Raw genomic sequence first — 15,481 nt, forward strand, 5'->3', positions numbered from 1 at the left:
CGTTCCTTATGGATCCAGGATTATCTTATCAGCCATTCAGCGCAGCGAGCGCTGCGTCGATATCGGCTGGCGTGTTCACGGCAATGCCGGAAATATTCTTGTCGATGCGACGTGCAAGACCGGTGAGGACCTTGCCGGAGCCTATTTCATAAAGCGTGGTGACGCCATTGGCGGCGAACCATTCGACCGTCTCGCGCCAGCGCACCTGACCTGTGACCTGCTCGACCAGCAGACCGGCGATCTCATCGGCAGATGTGACCGGGGCAGCGCGGACATTGGCGATCAGCGGTACGATGGGATCGTGCTTGGCAACACCGGCCAATGCCTCGCGCATAGCGTCGGCGGCCGGCGCCATCAGCGCAGAATGGAAGGGCGCCGATACCGGCAGCATGATGGCGCGCTTGGCGCCTTTTTCGGTGGCCAGTGCCGCTGCCTTTTCGACAGAAGCCTTCGCCCCGGAAATGACCAGCTGGCCGCCGCCATTGTCATTGGCGATCTGGCATGGGCCGATGACGGAGGCTTCCACACAGATCGCCTGCACGTCGCCATGCTCCAGGCCGATGATCGCGGCCATGGCGCCTTCGCCGACCGGAACGGCTGCCTGCATGGCATTGCCGCGGATGCGCAGAAGACGGGCGGTGTCGCCGATCGAGAAGGTACCGGCCGCGCAAAGAGCCGAATATTCGCCGAGCGAATGGCCGGCGACAAAGGAGACCTTCGACTTCAGGTCGAGACCCTTGGCTTCCAAAACCTTGATGACGGCCATGGAAACGGCCATCAGAGCCGGCTGGGCATTGGCGGTCAGGGTCAGGGTTTCTTCCGGACCATTCCACATGACGTCGGACAGTTTCTGGCCAAGTGCCTCGTCGACTTCCTCGAAAACGGCACGCGCTTCGGGATAGGTATCGGCAAGGTCCTTGCCCATTCCAACGGCCTGGCTGCCCTGGCCGGGAAAGGTGAATGCAACTGTCATGGGCTTTACTCCCTAGGTTTTTCCCTTCCAATTCACATTCTCAACCGACGAGTCAAGCCTTGGAGCGGCCAAACACCTGCAGCAAGGCACTCAAGTCACAAGCAGATTACAACCAGAATGCGGCTCAGAGCCATCTTGCGGTGCGTCAATTTCCCACTAAATTGTGGGTGACCTTCCAAGGCCCATTTCGGGCTACCTTCCACATTCGAGGCATATCTGATGAAAATGAACCGGCTCGGCCGTACCGATATCCATGTTTCCGAGATTTGTCTGGGAACCATGACCTGGGGCTCGCAGAACACGCAAGCCGAAGCCTTCGCGCAGATGGACTACGCGCTCGAGCATGGCGTCAACTTCTTCGACACGGCGGAACTCTATCCCACGACGCCGCTGTCGCCCGAGACCTATGCCGACACGGAACGCATGATCGGCAATTGGTTCGAAAAGTCAGGCAAGCGCCGGGAGGTGGTCCTGGCGACCAAGGTGGCGGGTGCCGGCCGGGAGTACATCCGTGGCGGCGCGCCGATCACCGCGCAATCGCTTCTGGATGCCGTCGACGCCAGCCTGTCGCGCCTGAAGACAGACTACATCGACCTTTACCAGATCCATTGGCCAAACCGCGGCCATTTCCATTTTCGCGGCGCCTGGAATTACGACCCCTTCGCCCAGGACAAAGCACGCACCGAAGACGAGATCAGCGAGAAGCTTGAAGCGCTTGGCACCTGCGTCAAGGCTGGCAAGATCCGGGCGATCGGCCTGTCGAACGAGACGACCTGGGGCACACAGAAGTTTCTGTCGATTGCCGAGCAGAAGGGGCTGCCGCGCGTCGCCACCATCCAGAATGAATATAACCTCCTCTATCGCCACTACGATCTCGACATGGCGGAACTGTCGCATCACGAGGATGTCGGCCTGCTGGCCTATTCACCGCTGGCCGGCGGCATCCTGTCGGGCAAGTATCTTGACGGCGGCAAGCCGACCGGCTCGCGCGGCACGATCGGCGATATCGGCGGACGGCTGGTCTCCTATCAGGAACCGGCAACCCGCGCCTATGTCGAACTTGCCAAGCAACACGGCATCGACCCGTCTGCCATGGCCCTCGCGTTTTGCCTGACGCGCAAGTTCATGGCCTCAGTGATCATCGGCGCGACGACGATGGAGCAGCTGAAGACCGACATCAGCGCCGCCGACCTGACCTTGCCTGACGAGATCCTCAAGGAGATCGCGAAAATCCATCGCCTTTATCCGGCGACCATCTGACATCCAGCAGGAGACCAACTCCGAACCGAGACAACAGAGGGCGCGGCCATCTTAATTGGGCCGCGCCCTTGCCTTTCCGGCAAATGCGCGTATAAGCCGCGCTGTTCACAACACCCGGTCTCATGGCTGGTGGCTGAACGGAGGGCCGGCTTTCGCGAGAGAGCCGCAGGAACCGAAGGGTTTTCCGGCCTCCCGTGTCTCCGCTCTCGACCGTCTCGATACAACAGCTTTTCTTGCCTTGGCCTTGTGCCATTCAGGAGCAGTCGTTGAGGCTTAGCGCCGGATCCGGGTGACGACAAACGCAAGAAAGGCAAAGCTATCATGGCTCTTTACGAACATGTACTCCTTGCCCGACAGGATATGTCTGCACAGCAGGTTGATGCCCTCGTAGAACTCTACAAGGGTGTTATCGAAGCTAACGGCGGCAAGGTCGGGCGTGTAGAAAACTGGGGCCTCAAGTCCCTGACCTACCGCATCAAGAAGAACCGCAAGGCTCATTACGCTCTCATGGACATCGAAGCACCGGGTGCTGCGATCCACGAGATGGAGCGCCAGATGCGCATCAACGAAGACGTTCTTCGTTACATGACCATCGCTGTTGAAGCGCACGAAGAAGGCCCGTCTGCCATGATGCAGAAGCGCGACCGTGACGACCGTCCGCGTCGTGACGGCGACGATCGTGGCCCGCGCCGCGAAGGTGGCTTCGGCGACCGTGGTCCGCGTCCTGATCGTGCACCGCGCGAAGGTGGCTTCGAGCGTCGTCCGCGCGAAGACCGCGCGTAAAGCTGAGCAAAAGGAGAAAACACAATGGCTGATGCATCCTCTTCTCAGGCACGTCGTCCCTTCCATCGTCGTCGCAAGACCTGCCCCTTCTCGGGCGCGAATGCACCGAAGATCGACTACAAGGACGTCCGTCTCCTGCAGCGCTACATTTCCGAGCGCGGCAAGATCGTTCCTTCGCGTATCACTGCAGTTTCCCAGAAGAAGCAGCGCGAACTGGCCCAGGCCATCAAGCGCGCCCGTTTCCTCGGCCTGCTGCCTTACGTCGTAGCCTAATCGAATTGACGGCCCGCTGATCCTGGATCGGCGGGCCATCATCCCTTCCGCGTTGGGCGCGGATCGGAACCCATGCCCGAAGATGCTTCATGCGCTGCATGAACGCCTTCAGGTGAAATCCCATGTTGGGGACCGGCTTCACATCTTGAGTCCGGATCATCCCCTAACTGCTTGAACCAGCAGGACAGCGACATTGCAAAAACTGGACGGAAAATTGCTGATGACCGGCGTACTTGCCGGTATTACCGCCGCACTTCTCGTGCTCGGCGCGACCGCACAGCCGTCTCTTGCATCCATTCTCTATGCAGCATCCGCCCTGCCCGTGCTGATCGTCGGCCTCGGCTGGGGCAATCTTGCCGCAATCGCCGCGATCGTCACGGCCGCAGCGCTGGGCGCCGTCAGCGTGTCGCCGATGTTTGCCATCGGCATGGCACTGTTCACACTGGCACCGGCAGGCTGGCTCGCGCACCTGGCCAGCCTTGCGCGGCCGGCATCGGAAATCGGTGGCCCCGACAATCTGATGGCCTGGTATCCGCTTTCGGACATCCTGCTGCAGCTCTGCGCCTTCGTCGCTGCTGCCGTCATCCTGCTCGGCATCATCATCGGCTTCGGCCCCGAACTGACCGGCCAGCTGGTCGATGCCCTGACGACCGCGATGAGCACGCAGGATCCGGCTATGCTGCCAGACCCCGCGGCGCTCGAACAGCTGAAGCGCACGATGCTGCTGCTTCTGCCGATCATCCAGGGCGGCACCTGGGTCATCCTGCTGTTCACCATGTACTACATCGCCATGCGGGTCGTTTCGGCATCGGGCCGCGCCCAGCGCCCGCGCGAAGATATCCCGTCGGCGTTGCGCATGAACCGCAATGCGGTTTTCGTCTTCCTCGCCGGCATTCTCGCCTGCTTTGCCGGCGGCGTGCCGGCGATGATCGGCGCAACTGTCTGCGGCACATTCGGCGCAGGCTTCCTGATTTCTGGCTTTGCCTCGCTGCATCTGCGATCGCGCGGCAAGGACTGGCGCCTGCCGGTGCTGGTGCTCGCCTATCTCTCGGCAATCATGCTGCTGCCGCTTCTCGTTCCCCTGATCATCGGCCTTGCGGATACCCGCCGTGCCGTTGCCCTGACGCCGGCCCAAAAAGCCGACATCCCTCACGACGACCAACCGTAACCCAATACTGAAAGGAAAAGATCATGAACGTCATTCTTCTTGAACGCATCGCCAAGCTCGGCCAGATGGGCGAGACCGTAAAGGTCAAGGACGGCTTTGCCCGTAACTACCTGCTGCCGCTCGGCAAGGCACTGCGCGCAAACGCTGCCAACAAGACCCGGTTCGAAGCTGAGCGCGCAACGCTCGAAGCCCGCAACCTCGAGCGCAAGTCGGAAGCCCAGACGGTTGCCGACGCTCTCGCCGGCAAGTCCTTCATCGTCGTGCGTTCGGCTGGCGAAACCGGCCAGCTCTACGGTTCTGTTGCTGCTCGCGACGTTGTCGAGATCCTGGCTGCCGAAGGCTTCAACATCGGCCGCAACCAGGTCGAGCTGAACACGCCGATCAAGGCCATTGGCCTGCACAGCGTTGTTCTGCACCTCCATGCAGAAGTCGAATTGGCGATCGAACTGAACGTTGCCCGTACGGCTGACGAAGCAGAGCGCCAGTCCAAGGGTGAAAGCCTGACTTCGGCCGACGCCATCTACGGCATCGACGAAGACGCGCTTCGTCCGGAAGACTTCTTCGATCCGGACGCAGACCGCGACGGCGACGACGAATAAGCCTTACGGTTTATCCGCATGAAAAATGCCCGGTTCGAGAAGTCGAACCGGGCATTTTTCGTTTGCAAGCTGACGGGCGTCAGAGGCTGCCTGGCGCCGGCACGTCCGGCTCGGACCGCTTGTCCACCCTGACGACCACCGACATGCCCGGCGACAGGCGTGACAACAATTCCTGACCTGGATCGACGCTGATGCGGGTCGCGACACGTTGGGCGATCTTGGTGAAATTGCCTGTGGCATTGTCGGTCTTGATGACGCTGAATTCGGAGCCGGTCGCTGGCGAGAAGCGCTCGATATGGCCCTTCAGCGCCATGCCTCCCAGGGCATCAACGGTGAATTCAACCGGCTGACCGGGCTTCAGCCCTTCCAGTTGGGTTTCCTTGAAATTTGCGACCACCCAGACGTCGGCCGGTACGAGCGTGGTCAACTGGCTGCCGGCCGAGACATATTGACCGAGACGGGCGCCGACTTCACCGACACGGCCGTCCCGCGGCGCGACGATGCGGGTGTTGCGCAGATCGATTTCCGCCAGCTGGACCGCCGATTCGGCACCTTCCACCGAAGCCTGCAGCGAGGCGCGGGTGCCGAGGATGGTGGCCACTTTCTGACGGGCGACCTCTACGGCGGCTTCGGCCTTCGTCACGCCGGCCTGTGCGAGCGCCAGATTATAGCGATTGCTTTCGATCACGGTTTCGGTGACGACGCCGGTGGTTGCCAGGCGCTGGCTTCGGTCCCATTCCGACTGGGCTTTTTCCAGGGCCGCGCGGGCGCTTTCCACTTCGGCATCAGCGGAGCCGACGGCGGCCTCAGCCGATTTTTCCTCTTGAAACGAATTGGCCAGCGTGGCCTTCTGCACGTCGAGCGTCGCCTTTGCCTGGGCCAGTTTCTGCGCCAAGATGCGATCGTCGACACGGGCAATCAGATCACCCTGCTTGACCGCCTGGAAGTCCTGGACGGCGACTTCTGCCACATAGCCGCTCAATTGCGGGCTGATGACGGTGACATATCCTCTGACATAGGCATTGTCGGTCGTCTCAACCGAGGTACTGAACGGCGGCAGATGCCAAGCATATAGCGTCACCGCCACACCGACGACGCCGAGCAGAAGGACAAAAAGGGATAATGGATTGCGAAGTGTCTGGGACATGGTCTTATTCCGCATTTGATGCTTGCAGTTCGGGCGTCTTTGTCAGCTGCCGCAGCCGCTCGAAACCAAGATGGCCAAGAAGGGCGACGAGCGCGAGCCCGGCGATGATGGAAGTCAGGAGAAATGTGTCGTTATAGGCAAGCACATAGGCTTCCCGCGAGATCTGCTGATAAAGCAGGGTGATGCCTTCGGTCGCCAGCGCTGCCTTGTCGGAGACCACCTTTGCGTAGACTGCCGAGAGTGTTTGAACGCGGTCGGCAACGATCGTATCGGTCAGGACAAAATGCTCCAGCAGCGTCTTCAGATGGAATTGCTGCCGCAGGACCATGAACGTGCCGAGCGCCGCCGAGGCGATCAGCCCGCCGATCGCCTGCGTGAACAGGAAAATGACGATGAAGGTCAGCATGTATTGCGGCCCCTTGGCCAAGGCCGCCACTAGACCCTTGGCCATGGCGGTCGGCAGGAAAAGTGCCGCACCCGCGGCCACCATGGCCTGGCTGAGATACATCTCCTGCGGCCGGGTCAGATTGGTCGCATGGGCGTCCATGAAGGCGCCGGTCGCGATCAACAGCAGTGCCAGCACATGCGCGGTCTCGATCCTCTTGCGATCGAGGAACCAGGCGCTGGCCAGACCACCAGCAATCGAACCGGCCAGCATGATCCAGTAGAGCGTGGGTATCTGGCCGTCGTTGATGCCGAGATTGAGATAAAAGCTCGTTGCCGTGCTGGTCTGTTCGGAGGCGACGAAGCGAAACACCAGCAGGACGGCGATGAAATGCAGGTTCTGTGGCGTTAGCAGCCAGCGGATATCGACCATTGGCGCGGTGCGCGGCAATTCCATCAGGACGAAGATTGTCAGCGCTGCAATCGAGACAGCGAGCAATGCGCCGATCCACGGGGCCTCGAACCACCAGTAGAGGCGCCCGACAGCCAATACGACTGCCAGCGCTCCGAAACCGATGGCAACACAGAAGTAGCTCAGCACATCCTGCTTGCCGATCACCTTGGCATGGGGGATCGGCGTGAGAGGCAGAAGGTAGATGACCGGAAAGATCAGCAGGGCGAGACCGAGCTCGAACATGTAGAGGCTGTGCCAGCCGCCATAGGTGATCAGGACCGGCGAGATCAACCGTGCCAGCGGCGCCGAAAGTGCGGTGTTGGTCAGGGCCAATGCCAGACCGACGGTCAATTTCCTGGCGGGCGGAAAGGCCTCCAGCATGTAGAGAAAGCCCAGCGTGGAAAGGGGTGCTGCCCCCATGCCGCTGATAAAGCGTACGACCATGCCCGATTGCAGATCATGAACCGCCAGGTTGAGGATCGAAACACCCAGAAAAATGATGACGCTCCACTCGGCGAAGCGCCTCAGGCCGACCTGGGTGCGGACCTTGACCAGCGCAATCGCCATGCTGGCATACGGCGCCATATAGGCAGCCATCAGCCAGGCGGATTCGTTCGTCGTTGCCTGCAACTCGCCCTGCAACTGCACGAGGTTTACCGAGGCAAACTGCATGCCGAGGCCCTGGGTGACGAACAGCAGGACGGAAGCACAAATATAGAGCGCGGCTCTCCACGGAGGCATTGATGGCGGCGTTTGTGGTGCCATCGGCTTTGGGGTGTCCGCTGGCATCGGCGGCGAAACGGTGGGAATGGAAGCAGAATTACTCACTGGCCGGTTCTCCTTCCCCCATATCCACCAATCTTTCGAGCAGGTGGCGCACCATTGCAAGCCCGCCGTCGATGTCGCCATCGGCCATGTCGACCAGCAGGCGGTCGCGAAACTGATCCGCGAAGACACTCATTTCGGCTGCAAGCGCCGCGCCTGTCGGCGTCATGAAGATCTGCTTGGCCCGGCGATCGGTTTTCAGCGCACGACGCTCGATCAGGCCCTGTTCCTCCATCGAATCAAGCAGGCGCACGAGTGTCGGGGTCTCTATCTCCAGTTCGGCGGCCAGCGCCCGCTGGGTCTGCCCGTCTTCGGCGAGCAAGGTGTAGAGCACCCGCACCCGCGGCAAGGTCAGCCCCTTCTGCCGAACCAAGGCGTCAAAATGGGCCCGCAGCTTGCGGGAAAAATTGAGAAGCTCCTGAATCAGGAGACGCTGGTTCGCAGTACGGTCCATAACATCGCCAATTGATAGTGCACTAATTATATTTACACTACTTAATGCCCGTGCCAGCGATGAGCAAGAGGAAGATACCGCATGGCTGGGCAGTGATTTTTGCAAAGCTGCTCGCGCGATTCTCACCAAATCGAGTCAAGAAAAACATTGAAAAAAGAGCAGAGCCTGTGGAAACTTGGGATGAGTTCGAAAAGCTCAATGCCCCCCTCCCCTGGACCGTCCAAAGGTTGAATTGCTGTTGACTTGAGCGGCGGGTGCGGACAAACCCATTGCACAATCCGATAGCCAGACATGAAGAAACGGTAGACCGCTATGAGCGATGCATTGCGAAAGATTGCTCCGGCACAACAGGGCGAGCCGCTCTACAGGGAAGCTCCGAACAATATCGAGGCGGAGCAGGCACTGCTGGGGGCCATCCTGGTCAACAACGACGCCTATTACCGTGTTTCGGACTTTCTCAAGCCGCCGCATCTCTACGAGCCGCTGCACCGCAAGATCTTCGAGGTTGCCTCGGAAATCATCCGCATGGGCAAGACGGCAAACCCCGTCACGATCAAGACCTTCCTGCCGGCCGACCAGCGCGTCGGCGACCTGACGGTCGCGCAGTATCTGGCACGCCTTGCCTCGGAAGCCGTCACCATCATCAATGCCGAGGACTATGGTCGGGCGATCTACGATCTGGCGCTGCGCCGGTCGTTGATCACGATCGGCGAGGACGTCGTCAACATCGCCTATGACGCGCCGCTCGACATGCCGCCGCAGACGCAGATTGAAGACACCGAACGGCGGCTGTTCGAACTGGCCGAAAACGGTCGCTACGACGGTGGCTTCCAGTCGTTCAACGACGCCGTCGCTTTGGCCGTCGACATGGCCGGCGCAGCGTTTGAGCGAGACGGCAATCTTTCCGGCATCTCGACCGGCATCATGTCGCTCGACAGCAAGATGGGCGGTCTGCAGCGCTCCGACTTGATCGTACTCGCCGGGCGTCCGGGCATGGGCAAGACCTCGCTTGCGACCAATATCGCCTGGAATATCGCCGCATCCTACGATCCCGAAGTCATGCCCGACGGTTCAATGAAGGCCAAGAACGGCGGAGTCGTCGGCTTCTACTCGCTCGAAATGTCGTCGGAACAGCTTGCCACCCGTATCATGTCCGAGCAGACGGAAGTTTCCTCGTCGAAGATCCGCCGTGGCGACATCACCGAACATGATTTCGAAAAACTGGTCGGCTTCTCGCAGACCATGCAGAAAGTGCCGCTGTTCATCGACCAGACAGGTGGTATCTCGATTGCCCAGCTGTCCGCCCGTGCGCGTCGTCTGAAGCGTCAGCGCGGCCTCGACTGCCTCGTGGTGGACTATATCCAGCTGATGACCGGCTCCGGCAAGTCCGGGGAAAACCGCGTACAGGAAATCACCCAGATCACCACCGGCCTGAAGGCGCTCGGCAAGGAACTGAACGTTCCGATCGTCGCCCTGTCGCAGCTGTCGCGTCAGGTCGAAAGCCGCGAAGACAAGCGCCCGCAGCTCTCCGACCTTCGTGAATCGGGTTCTATCGAGCAGGACGCCGACGTCGTGCTGTTCGTGTTCCGCGAGGAATATTACGTCAAGAACCTCGAACCGCGCGACATGGGCGATCCGAAATATCCCGAATGGGAACAGCTGATGGACAAGGTCAAGGGTACGGCCGATGTCATCATCGCCAAGCAGCGTCACGGACCGACCGGCACGGTCAAGCTCGCCTTCCAGGCGGAATTCACCCGGTTTGCCGACCTCGCCGAGCCGAGCTTCACGCAGTATGAGGAGACGTGACGGTTTCGACCGCCACGCCCTCATCTCGAGCAATTACCAGCCGATCGCGCGCAAGAGTGCTACGGTAACCACCCCTGCCCCGGCCGCCGGCAACAGTGGCAGGCGCAGAGCCGCAAACGCTGTGACCAGACAGGCCACGGTTTCGGCCCATCCAGCCGCCAGCGCCGTCGGCGCGACCACGGCCATCAGCACGGCGGGCGGCACGACGCCGAGCGCCTTTTCCGCTTTCTCGCCAAGAGTAAACCGGCGCACCAGAAACGATCCGGTCAGCCGGGTGAATACGGTGGCCACCATCATCGCGACGATGGCCACAAGTGTTGCTGGATCAAGGTTCATGCCGATTGCTCCTTGCCGGGCTGGCTGTTTGCCAGCGGCACAAAGGCAGCCGCCAGGCCTGCCAGCGCGCCGGCTGCAATATACCACGCACCGGGCAGCAACTGATGCACGGTCAGCGAGGCAGCAGCGCTCGCGATCAGCACCAGACCGGTCTCGCGCCCTTTCCAGAAGCCCATCAGCAGGACGATGAAGACCGCCGGAAAGGCAAAGTCGAGGCCGAAGAGCGCCGTGTCGCCGATCACGGCTCCCAGAAGCGCACCCGCAAGGCTGCAAAGCACCCAGCCACAATAGAACGGCACGGAAAGACCGAAATAGAAAGCCGGGGTCAACACCATGGTGCGCGCCCGTGCCTCGGAGATGGCCCAGATCTCGTCGGCCATCAGCAACAGCGACGGCAGTTTCTGCCCGGGACCAAAGCTGCCAAGGCTGCGCTCCAGCGATGCCCCCATGAGGATATGACGCAGATTGACCAGGAGTGCGGCAAAGCCGAGCGCCGCCCAGGACGCCGGATGCGTCCACAGGTCCATGGCAACGAATTGCGAGCCGCCGGCAAATACCAGCGCACTCATAAGCCCAACCTCCAGAGGCGATAGCCCCTGCCCCACGGCCACGGTTCCGAAAACGAAACCGATGGGGGCTGCGGCCAGCAGCAATGGCGATATCGCGCGCAATCCACTGAGGAATTCGCCGCGGAACGAAGTTTCAATCATGTCAGACCTCCCGAGTCCGGAGGTCCTAGCGATCCGCCCCATGGCCGTCTTGAACAAAAGTGACTATCGGCGGTACTTGCCCGGTGTCAGGCCGGTTCTTGCCTTAAAATGGCGGGTGAAATGCGCCTGATCCGCGAAGCCGCAGCTGAGCGCCGTATCCGTTGGGGTTTCGCCCTGTCGCAGGAGATGGCGGGCATGGCGGATGCGCAGGTCGGTCTGATAGGCATGCGGCGTGATGAAATAGTGCTTGCGGAAGGCGCGGATCAGATGGGCACGGCTCAAGCCGGCTTCCCGCGCCAGCCCCTCCAGGCTGATCTCCTGAGCGAAATGCGCCCGAATATAGTCGCGCGCGCGGCGAACACCAGCCGGCTCCGACAGATCTTGCGGCACGATGATCGCGCTGCCATAGCGGGCGAACATCGTGGCCAGCACGGTATACATGCTCTCCTCGCTCTCCAGTTCGCTCGAGCCGTCCTCCAACTTGCGATGCGCCAGACTAAAGGCCTCGGCCAGTTGCGGATCGACCAGCAACTGTCTGGAAAAACTCGGTATTCCATGGAGGGCGCGACCGGTCGTCTCTTCGAGGATTTCGGTGAACAGGTCGACATCGGGATAGACCATCCGATACCGATAACCTTCATCGGCGCCCGGCTGGCCATCATGGGTCTCGCCCGGATTGATCAGATAGAGCGCGCCCGGCCCGGTATGTGCCCGCTCGCCGCGGATCATCGCAACCTGGCATCCGGCCTCGATGGCGCCGATCGAAAACGTGTCGTGCGAGTGTGGCGAGAATTCATGCGTGATGAAGGTGGCCGCCATGCATTCCATGCTGCGGAAACGCGGCGCACGCCAGAACCGCGTCCGCTCGGTGCGGACGGTCGGCATGGCGTCGGTGGCCTGTTTCTGCGAAACGTTGTGCATTGCAGAATTCTATCTCCCGTCAGCATTCCAGTCTTGTAGAAAAGTGCTAGGGTCCGAGCCAAGATCCATACCTCATTTTCCGGTCCTCTATGCCCCAATTTTCCGACCTCACCGACGCCTTCCTCAGCGCGCCGCTGCGCCTGACCGTTGACCTGCAGGCGATTGCCGACAACTGGCGGGAAATGGCCAGACGTTCGGGCAAGGCGCGCACCGCTGCCGTGCTGAAGGCCGATGCCTATGGACTGGGTATCGAGGATGTCGGCGAAACGCTGTACATGGCCGGCGCCCGTGACTTCTTCGTGGCCGTTCCCTCCGAAGGCGAAACATTGCGCATCTATGCGCCGGAAGCGAGAATTTTTGTTCTCTCCGGCATCTGGCCGGGTGTCGAGCACTTCTTTTTCGACAACGACCTCGTTCCGGTGATCACGTCCGAAGAACAACTGGCCTTCTGGATGGCGGCAGTGTCGGAGCATGGCGATCATCCGTGTGCGCTGCATGTCGATACCGGCTTCAACCGGCTCGGCCTGCCCTTGGCCGACGCGCTGGTCCTGGCCGACGACGTTTCACGTCCGGCCAGCTTCTCACCGGTTCTGGTGATGAGCCATCTCGCCTGCAGCGATGATCCGGCATCCCCGATGAACCAACAACAGCTTCAGGCTTTCCGGCAGGTTAGCGAGGCTTTCGAAGGCATTGATTCAAGCCTTGCAGCCTCTGCCGGAACTTTCCTCGGACCAGACTACCATTTCGACCTGACCCGCCCGGGTATCGCGCTTTACGGCGGCGAGGCGGTTTACGGCGTGAACAACCCGATGCGGCCGGTCGTCAAGGCCGAAGCGCGCATCCTGCAGATCCGTGACGCCAAAGCCGGCGAGACCGTCAGCTATGGCGGCACCTGCACCCTGTCGCGCGACAGCCGTCTCGCCATCGCCTCGGTCGGCTATGCAGACGGCTATCTGCGCAATCTCTCCGGGCATGGCGTTGCCCTGCGCGAAACCGGGATCGCCGGCGCTCAGGGCTTCATCGCGGGACACAAGGTTCCGGTCGTCGGGCGCGTCACCATGGACCTGACCGTCTTCGATATCACCGACGTGCCAAACACTGCCATTGCAGCCGGCGACTATATCGAGCTGTTCGGCTCCAACATCCGGCTCGATGACGTGGCGCGGGCCGCTGGTACGATCGGCTACGAGATGCTGACGGGGCTCGGATTGCGCTACGAGCGACACTATATCCCGACCGAGATTTAACCCATTTTGCTGAGCCTCTTGGAAGTCGAACATCGCCATGCTACAAGAGAACAAAAGGAGATCGAAATGACCGAGATCCGTCTTAGTGAACGAGATAGCGCCTTTGTCGACGACCTTGTTGCCAACCGAGGCTACAGGAATGCGGACGAAGTTGTCGCTGCCGGACTGCGTCTGCTCGGCAGCGAACAAGGCAAGTTTATCGAATTGCAACGACTCGTTCAGGAAGGGCTAGACGACATGGCGACCGGCAGGGTTCACCGCTATGCGTCGGCAGACGAAATGCTGGATGACATAAAACAAATGTCAGCGGACACAAAAACGAGGGCACGCTATTAAAAGCCGAGATCCAGTTTGGACATCGACTGCACGAGCGGACCTCTTTGAGGCTCATACCTACATTGCCCACGAGAACCCGGCGGCGGCGGATCGCTTCTTTCTCAACATGTACCTGAAGGTAGAAACCGTCGCCCGTGACGGATTGACTGGCATTGACCGCAGCGAACTCGGCTACGGGGTTAGAAGCTTCTCCTACCGGGAGCGCATCATCTTTTTCAACGTATCGGAGACTGAATTGACTGTCCTCCGGCTGGCGCATGGCCACCAGGACATTTCGCCCGATTATTTCAAGACTGACGAAAACTGACTTCATGGCAAAAGCAAAAACACAATTCATCTGCCAGAACTGTGGCACCGTTCACAGCCGCTGGGCCGGGAAATGCGAAGGCTGCGGCGAATGGAACACCATCGTCGAGGAAGATCCGATGGGTGGCATCGGCGGCGGGCCGGGCAAGACGCCGAAAAAGGGCCGTGCGGTAACACTGACGGCACTGTCCGGCGAGATCGAGGAAGCGCCCAGAATTCCGACCGGGATGGCGGAACTCGACCGGGCGACCGGTGGCGGTTTTGTGCGCGGTTCCGCCGTTTTGATCGGCGGCGATCCCGGCATCGGCAAGTCGACGCTGCTGATGCAGGCGGCAGCGGCTCTTTCCCGCAAGGGCCACCGGGTGATCTATGTCTCGGGCGAAGAGGCCGTTGCGCAGGTGCGCCTGCGGGCACAGCGACTGGGGGCTGCCGATACCGATGTTCTGCTGGCTGCCGAAACCAATGTCGAGGATATCCTGGCGACGATCTCGGAAGGCAAGCGGCCCGACCTGGTGATCATCGACTCGATTCAGACCCTGTGGAGCGACACGGCCGACAGCGCGCCGGGCACCGTCACCCAGGTCCGCACGGGCGTTCAGGCGATGATCCGCTTTGCCAAGCAGACCGGCGCGACCATGGTTCTGGTCGGCCACGTGACCAAGGAAGGCCAGATCGCCGGCCCACGCGTCGTCGAACATATGGTCGACGCCGTGCTCTATTTCGAAGGCGATCGCGGCCACCACTACCGCATTCTTCGCACCGTCAAGAACCGTTTCGGGCCGACAGACGAAATTGGCGTTTTCGAAATGTCGGACAAAGGCTTGCGCGAAGTCGCCAATCCGTCCGAGCTTTTCCTCGGCGAGCGCAACGCAAAAGCCCCCGGGGCCGCCGTCTTTGCCGGCATGGAGGGCACGCGTCCGATCCTGGTCGAGGTGCAGGCGCTGGTGGCGGCGACATCGCTTGGCACGCCGCGCCGCGCCGTGGTCGGCTGGGATTCCAGCCGTCTGGCGATGATCCTGGCTGTTCTCGAGGCGCATTGCGGCGTGAGGCTCGGACAACACGATGTCTATCTCAATGTCGCCGGCGGCTACCGGATCTCGGAACCGGCGGCCGACATGGCGATTGCATCAGCGTTGGTTTCCTCGCTTGCCGGTCTTGCCCTTCCCGCCGATTGCGTCTATTTCGGCGAGGTCAGCCTGTCAGGCGCGGTGCGACCGGTTTCGCATACGGGCCAACGGTTGAAAGAGGCGGAAAAGCTTGGTTTCTCCGCTGCGGTATTGCCGGCTGCCTCGGCCGAACTGCCTAAGGGTTCGACAGGCAAATGGAGGGAAGTGGACAGCCTTCCCGATCTTGTGGCGCAGATCGCCGGTTCCCGGTTGAAAGCGCGCAACGATCAGGAGGATGGTTGATCCGCTCCGACGCGTGATATTTCGCGCTCAGGCGGTGTCGCGGTGACAATCATGCCGGCCTGGGCCGGCAGTCTTGGAGTTGGTATT

17 protein-coding genes are annotated in these 15,481 nt (G+C 61.0%); 10 read left to right on the top strand and 7 right to left on the bottom strand.

Going from position 1 to position 15,481, the window contains the following annotated elements; translation table 11 throughout:
• Positions 1-28: 28 nt before the first annotated feature.
• Positions 29-973: an ACP S-malonyltransferase gene (gene fabD, locus GVK95_RS18765; protein ID WP_159952224.1), complete on the bottom strand. Its 945-nt coding sequence runs from the start codon at positions 971-973 to the stop codon at positions 29-31.
• A 219-nt stretch (positions 974-1,192) separates the two neighbouring features.
• Between fabD and GVK95_RS18770 the strand changes: the two genes are divergently transcribed.
• The 5 genes from GVK95_RS18770 (at position 1,193) to rplI (ending at position 5,056) form a co-directional block, all read left to right on the top strand.
• Positions 1,193-2,233: an aldo/keto reductase gene (locus GVK95_RS18770; protein ID WP_159952225.1), complete on the top strand. Its 1,041-nt coding sequence runs from the start codon at positions 1,193-1,195 to the stop codon at positions 2,231-2,233.
• A gap of 321 nt (positions 2,234-2,554) precedes the next feature.
• Positions 2,555-3,016, top strand: a complete 462-nt coding sequence (gene rpsF, locus GVK95_RS18775) for a 30S ribosomal protein S6 (protein ID WP_007609011.1) — start codon at positions 2,555-2,557, stop codon at positions 3,014-3,016.
• Between the two features lie 24 nt (positions 3,017-3,040).
• The gene (rpsR, locus tag GVK95_RS18780; protein ID WP_003502063.1) at positions 3,041-3,289 is read left to right on the top strand and encodes a 30S ribosomal protein S18; all 249 of its coding nucleotides are present in this window, start codon (positions 3,041-3,043) and stop codon (positions 3,287-3,289) included.
• Between the two features lie 193 nt (positions 3,290-3,482).
• Positions 3,483-4,457 (top strand): DUF2232 domain-containing protein, encoded by a 975-nt coding sequence (locus GVK95_RS18785; protein WP_159952226.1) that lies wholly within the window; start codon positions 3,483-3,485, stop codon positions 4,455-4,457.
• A gap of 23 nt (positions 4,458-4,480) precedes the next feature.
• Positions 4,481-5,056, top strand: coding sequence for a 50S ribosomal protein L9 (gene rplI / locus GVK95_RS18790; protein ID WP_159952227.1), 576 nt, complete (start codon positions 4,481-4,483; stop codon positions 5,054-5,056).
• A gap of 79 nt (positions 5,057-5,135) precedes the next feature.
• On the opposite strand, the gene GVK95_RS18795 is transcribed toward rplI, so the two are convergent.
• From GVK95_RS18795 to GVK95_RS18805, 3 genes are read right to left on the bottom strand one after another with little or no spacing between them, the layout of a single operon-like run.
• Complete coding sequence (locus GVK95_RS18795; protein WP_159952228.1) at positions 5,136-6,203, bottom strand: HlyD family secretion protein; 1,068 nt, start codon at positions 6,201-6,203, stop codon at positions 5,136-5,138.
• Positions 6,204-6,207: 4 nt separating this feature from the next.
• On the bottom strand, positions 6,208-7,869 hold the full coding sequence (locus tag GVK95_RS18800; protein WP_244618817.1) for an MFS transporter: 1,662 nt from the start codon (positions 7,867-7,869) through the stop codon (positions 6,208-6,210).
• A complete protein-coding gene (locus tag GVK95_RS18805; RefSeq protein ID WP_159952229.1) occupies positions 7,862-8,320 on the bottom strand; it encodes a MarR family transcriptional regulator in 459 nt (152 codons plus the stop codon). The genes GVK95_RS18800 and GVK95_RS18805 overlap by 8 nt, the downstream gene beginning before the upstream one ends.
• A gap of 312 nt (positions 8,321-8,632) precedes the next feature.
• On the opposite strand from GVK95_RS18805, the gene GVK95_RS18810 reads away from it, so the two are divergent.
• A complete protein-coding gene (locus GVK95_RS18810) occupies positions 8,633-10,129 on the top strand; it encodes a replicative DNA helicase (RefSeq protein ID WP_159952230.1) in 1,497 nt (498 codons plus the stop codon).
• Positions 10,130-10,162: 33 nt separating this feature from the next.
• On the opposite strand, the gene GVK95_RS18815 is transcribed toward GVK95_RS18810, so the two are convergent.
• The 3 genes from GVK95_RS18815 to GVK95_RS18825 all read right to left on the bottom strand — a co-directional run bounded on the left by GVK95_RS18815 (position 10,163) and on the right by GVK95_RS18825 (position 12,096).
• A complete protein-coding gene (locus GVK95_RS18815; RefSeq protein ID WP_159952231.1) occupies positions 10,163-10,465 on the bottom strand; it encodes an AzlD family protein in 303 nt (100 codons plus the stop codon).
• Positions 10,462-11,175, bottom strand: coding sequence for an AzlC family ABC transporter permease (locus GVK95_RS18820; protein WP_159952232.1), 714 nt, complete (start codon positions 11,173-11,175; stop codon positions 10,462-10,464). Before GVK95_RS18820 ends, GVK95_RS18815 begins: the two co-directional genes overlap by 4 nt.
• 63 nt (positions 11,176-11,238) lie before the next feature.
• On the bottom strand, positions 11,239-12,096 hold the full coding sequence (locus tag GVK95_RS18825; protein ID WP_159952233.1) for an AraC family transcriptional regulator: 858 nt from the start codon (positions 12,094-12,096) through the stop codon (positions 11,239-11,241).
• A gap of 89 nt (positions 12,097-12,185) precedes the next feature.
• On the opposite strand from GVK95_RS18825, the gene alr reads away from it, so the two are divergent.
• The 4 genes from alr to radA all read left to right on the top strand — a co-directional run bounded on the left by alr (position 12,186) and on the right by radA (position 15,394).
• Positions 12,186-13,343 (top strand): alanine racemase, encoded by a 1,158-nt coding sequence (gene alr / locus GVK95_RS18830; RefSeq protein WP_159952234.1) that lies wholly within the window; start codon positions 12,186-12,188, stop codon positions 13,341-13,343.
• A gap of 66 nt (positions 13,344-13,409) precedes the next feature.
• Positions 13,410-13,679: a type II toxin-antitoxin system ParD family antitoxin gene (locus tag GVK95_RS18835; protein WP_159952235.1), complete on the top strand. Its 270-nt coding sequence runs from the start codon at positions 13,410-13,412 to the stop codon at positions 13,677-13,679.
• Positions 13,675-13,986 (top strand): type II toxin-antitoxin system RelE/ParE family toxin, encoded by a 312-nt coding sequence (locus GVK95_RS18840; RefSeq protein WP_159952294.1) that lies wholly within the window; start codon positions 13,675-13,677, stop codon positions 13,984-13,986. The genes GVK95_RS18835 and GVK95_RS18840 overlap by 5 nt, the downstream gene beginning before the upstream one ends.
• Positions 13,987-13,990: 4 nt before the next feature.
• Positions 13,991-15,394: a DNA repair protein RadA gene (gene radA, locus GVK95_RS18845; protein ID WP_159952236.1), complete on the top strand. Its 1,404-nt coding sequence runs from the start codon at positions 13,991-13,993 to the stop codon at positions 15,392-15,394.
• Positions 15,395-15,481: the final 87 nt, after the last annotated feature.

The organism is Rhizobium sp. 18065 (assembly GCF_902706095.1).
Classification (GTDB): domain Bacteria; phylum Pseudomonadota; class Alphaproteobacteria; order Rhizobiales; family Rhizobiaceae; genus Allorhizobium.

Excerpts from the sequence above, each read along its gene's own strand:
- GVK95_RS18810 (WP_159952230.1), top strand. The coding sequence starts at position 8,633 with ATGAGCGATGCATTGCGAAAGATTGCTCCGGCACAACAGGGCGAGCCG.
- GVK95_RS18770 (WP_159952225.1), top strand. The coding sequence starts at position 1,193 with ATGAAAATGAACCGGCTCGGCCGTACCGATATCCATGTTTCCGAGATT.
- GVK95_RS18835 (WP_159952235.1), top strand. The coding sequence starts at position 13,410 with ATGACCGAGATCCGTCTTAGTGAACGAGATAGCGCCTTTGTCGACGAC.
- GVK95_RS18825 (WP_159952233.1), bottom strand. The coding sequence starts at position 12,096 with ATGCACAACGTTTCGCAGAAACAGGCCACCGACGCCATGCCGACCGTC.
- fabD (WP_159952224.1), bottom strand. The coding sequence starts at position 973 with ATGACAGTTGCATTCACCTTTCCCGGCCAGGGCAGCCAGGCCGTTGGA.
- rpsF (WP_007609011.1), top strand. The coding sequence starts at position 2,555 with ATGGCTCTTTACGAACATGTACTCCTTGCCCGACAGGATATGTCTGCA.
- radA (WP_159952236.1), top strand. The coding sequence starts at position 13,991 with ATGGCAAAAGCAAAAACACAATTCATCTGCCAGAACTGTGGCACCGTT.
- GVK95_RS18805 (WP_159952229.1), bottom strand. The coding sequence starts at position 8,320 with ATGGACCGTACTGCGAACCAGCGTCTCCTGATTCAGGAGCTTCTCAAT.
- rplI (WP_159952227.1), top strand. The coding sequence starts at position 4,481 with ATGAACGTCATTCTTCTTGAACGCATCGCCAAGCTCGGCCAGATGGGC.
- GVK95_RS18795 (WP_159952228.1), bottom strand. The coding sequence starts at position 6,203 with ATGTCCCAGACACTTCGCAATCCATTATCCCTTTTTGTCCTTCTGCTC.
- GVK95_RS18815 (WP_159952231.1), bottom strand. The coding sequence starts at position 10,465 with ATGAACCTTGATCCAGCAACACTTGTGGCCATCGTCGCGATGATGGTG.
- rpsR (WP_003502063.1), top strand. The coding sequence starts at position 3,041 with ATGGCTGATGCATCCTCTTCTCAGGCACGTCGTCCCTTCCATCGTCGT.
- GVK95_RS18820 (WP_159952232.1), bottom strand. The coding sequence starts at position 11,175 with ATGATTGAAACTTCGTTCCGCGGCGAATTCCTCAGTGGATTGCGCGCG.
- alr (WP_159952234.1), top strand. The coding sequence starts at position 12,186 with ATGCCCCAATTTTCCGACCTCACCGACGCCTTCCTCAGCGCGCCGCTG.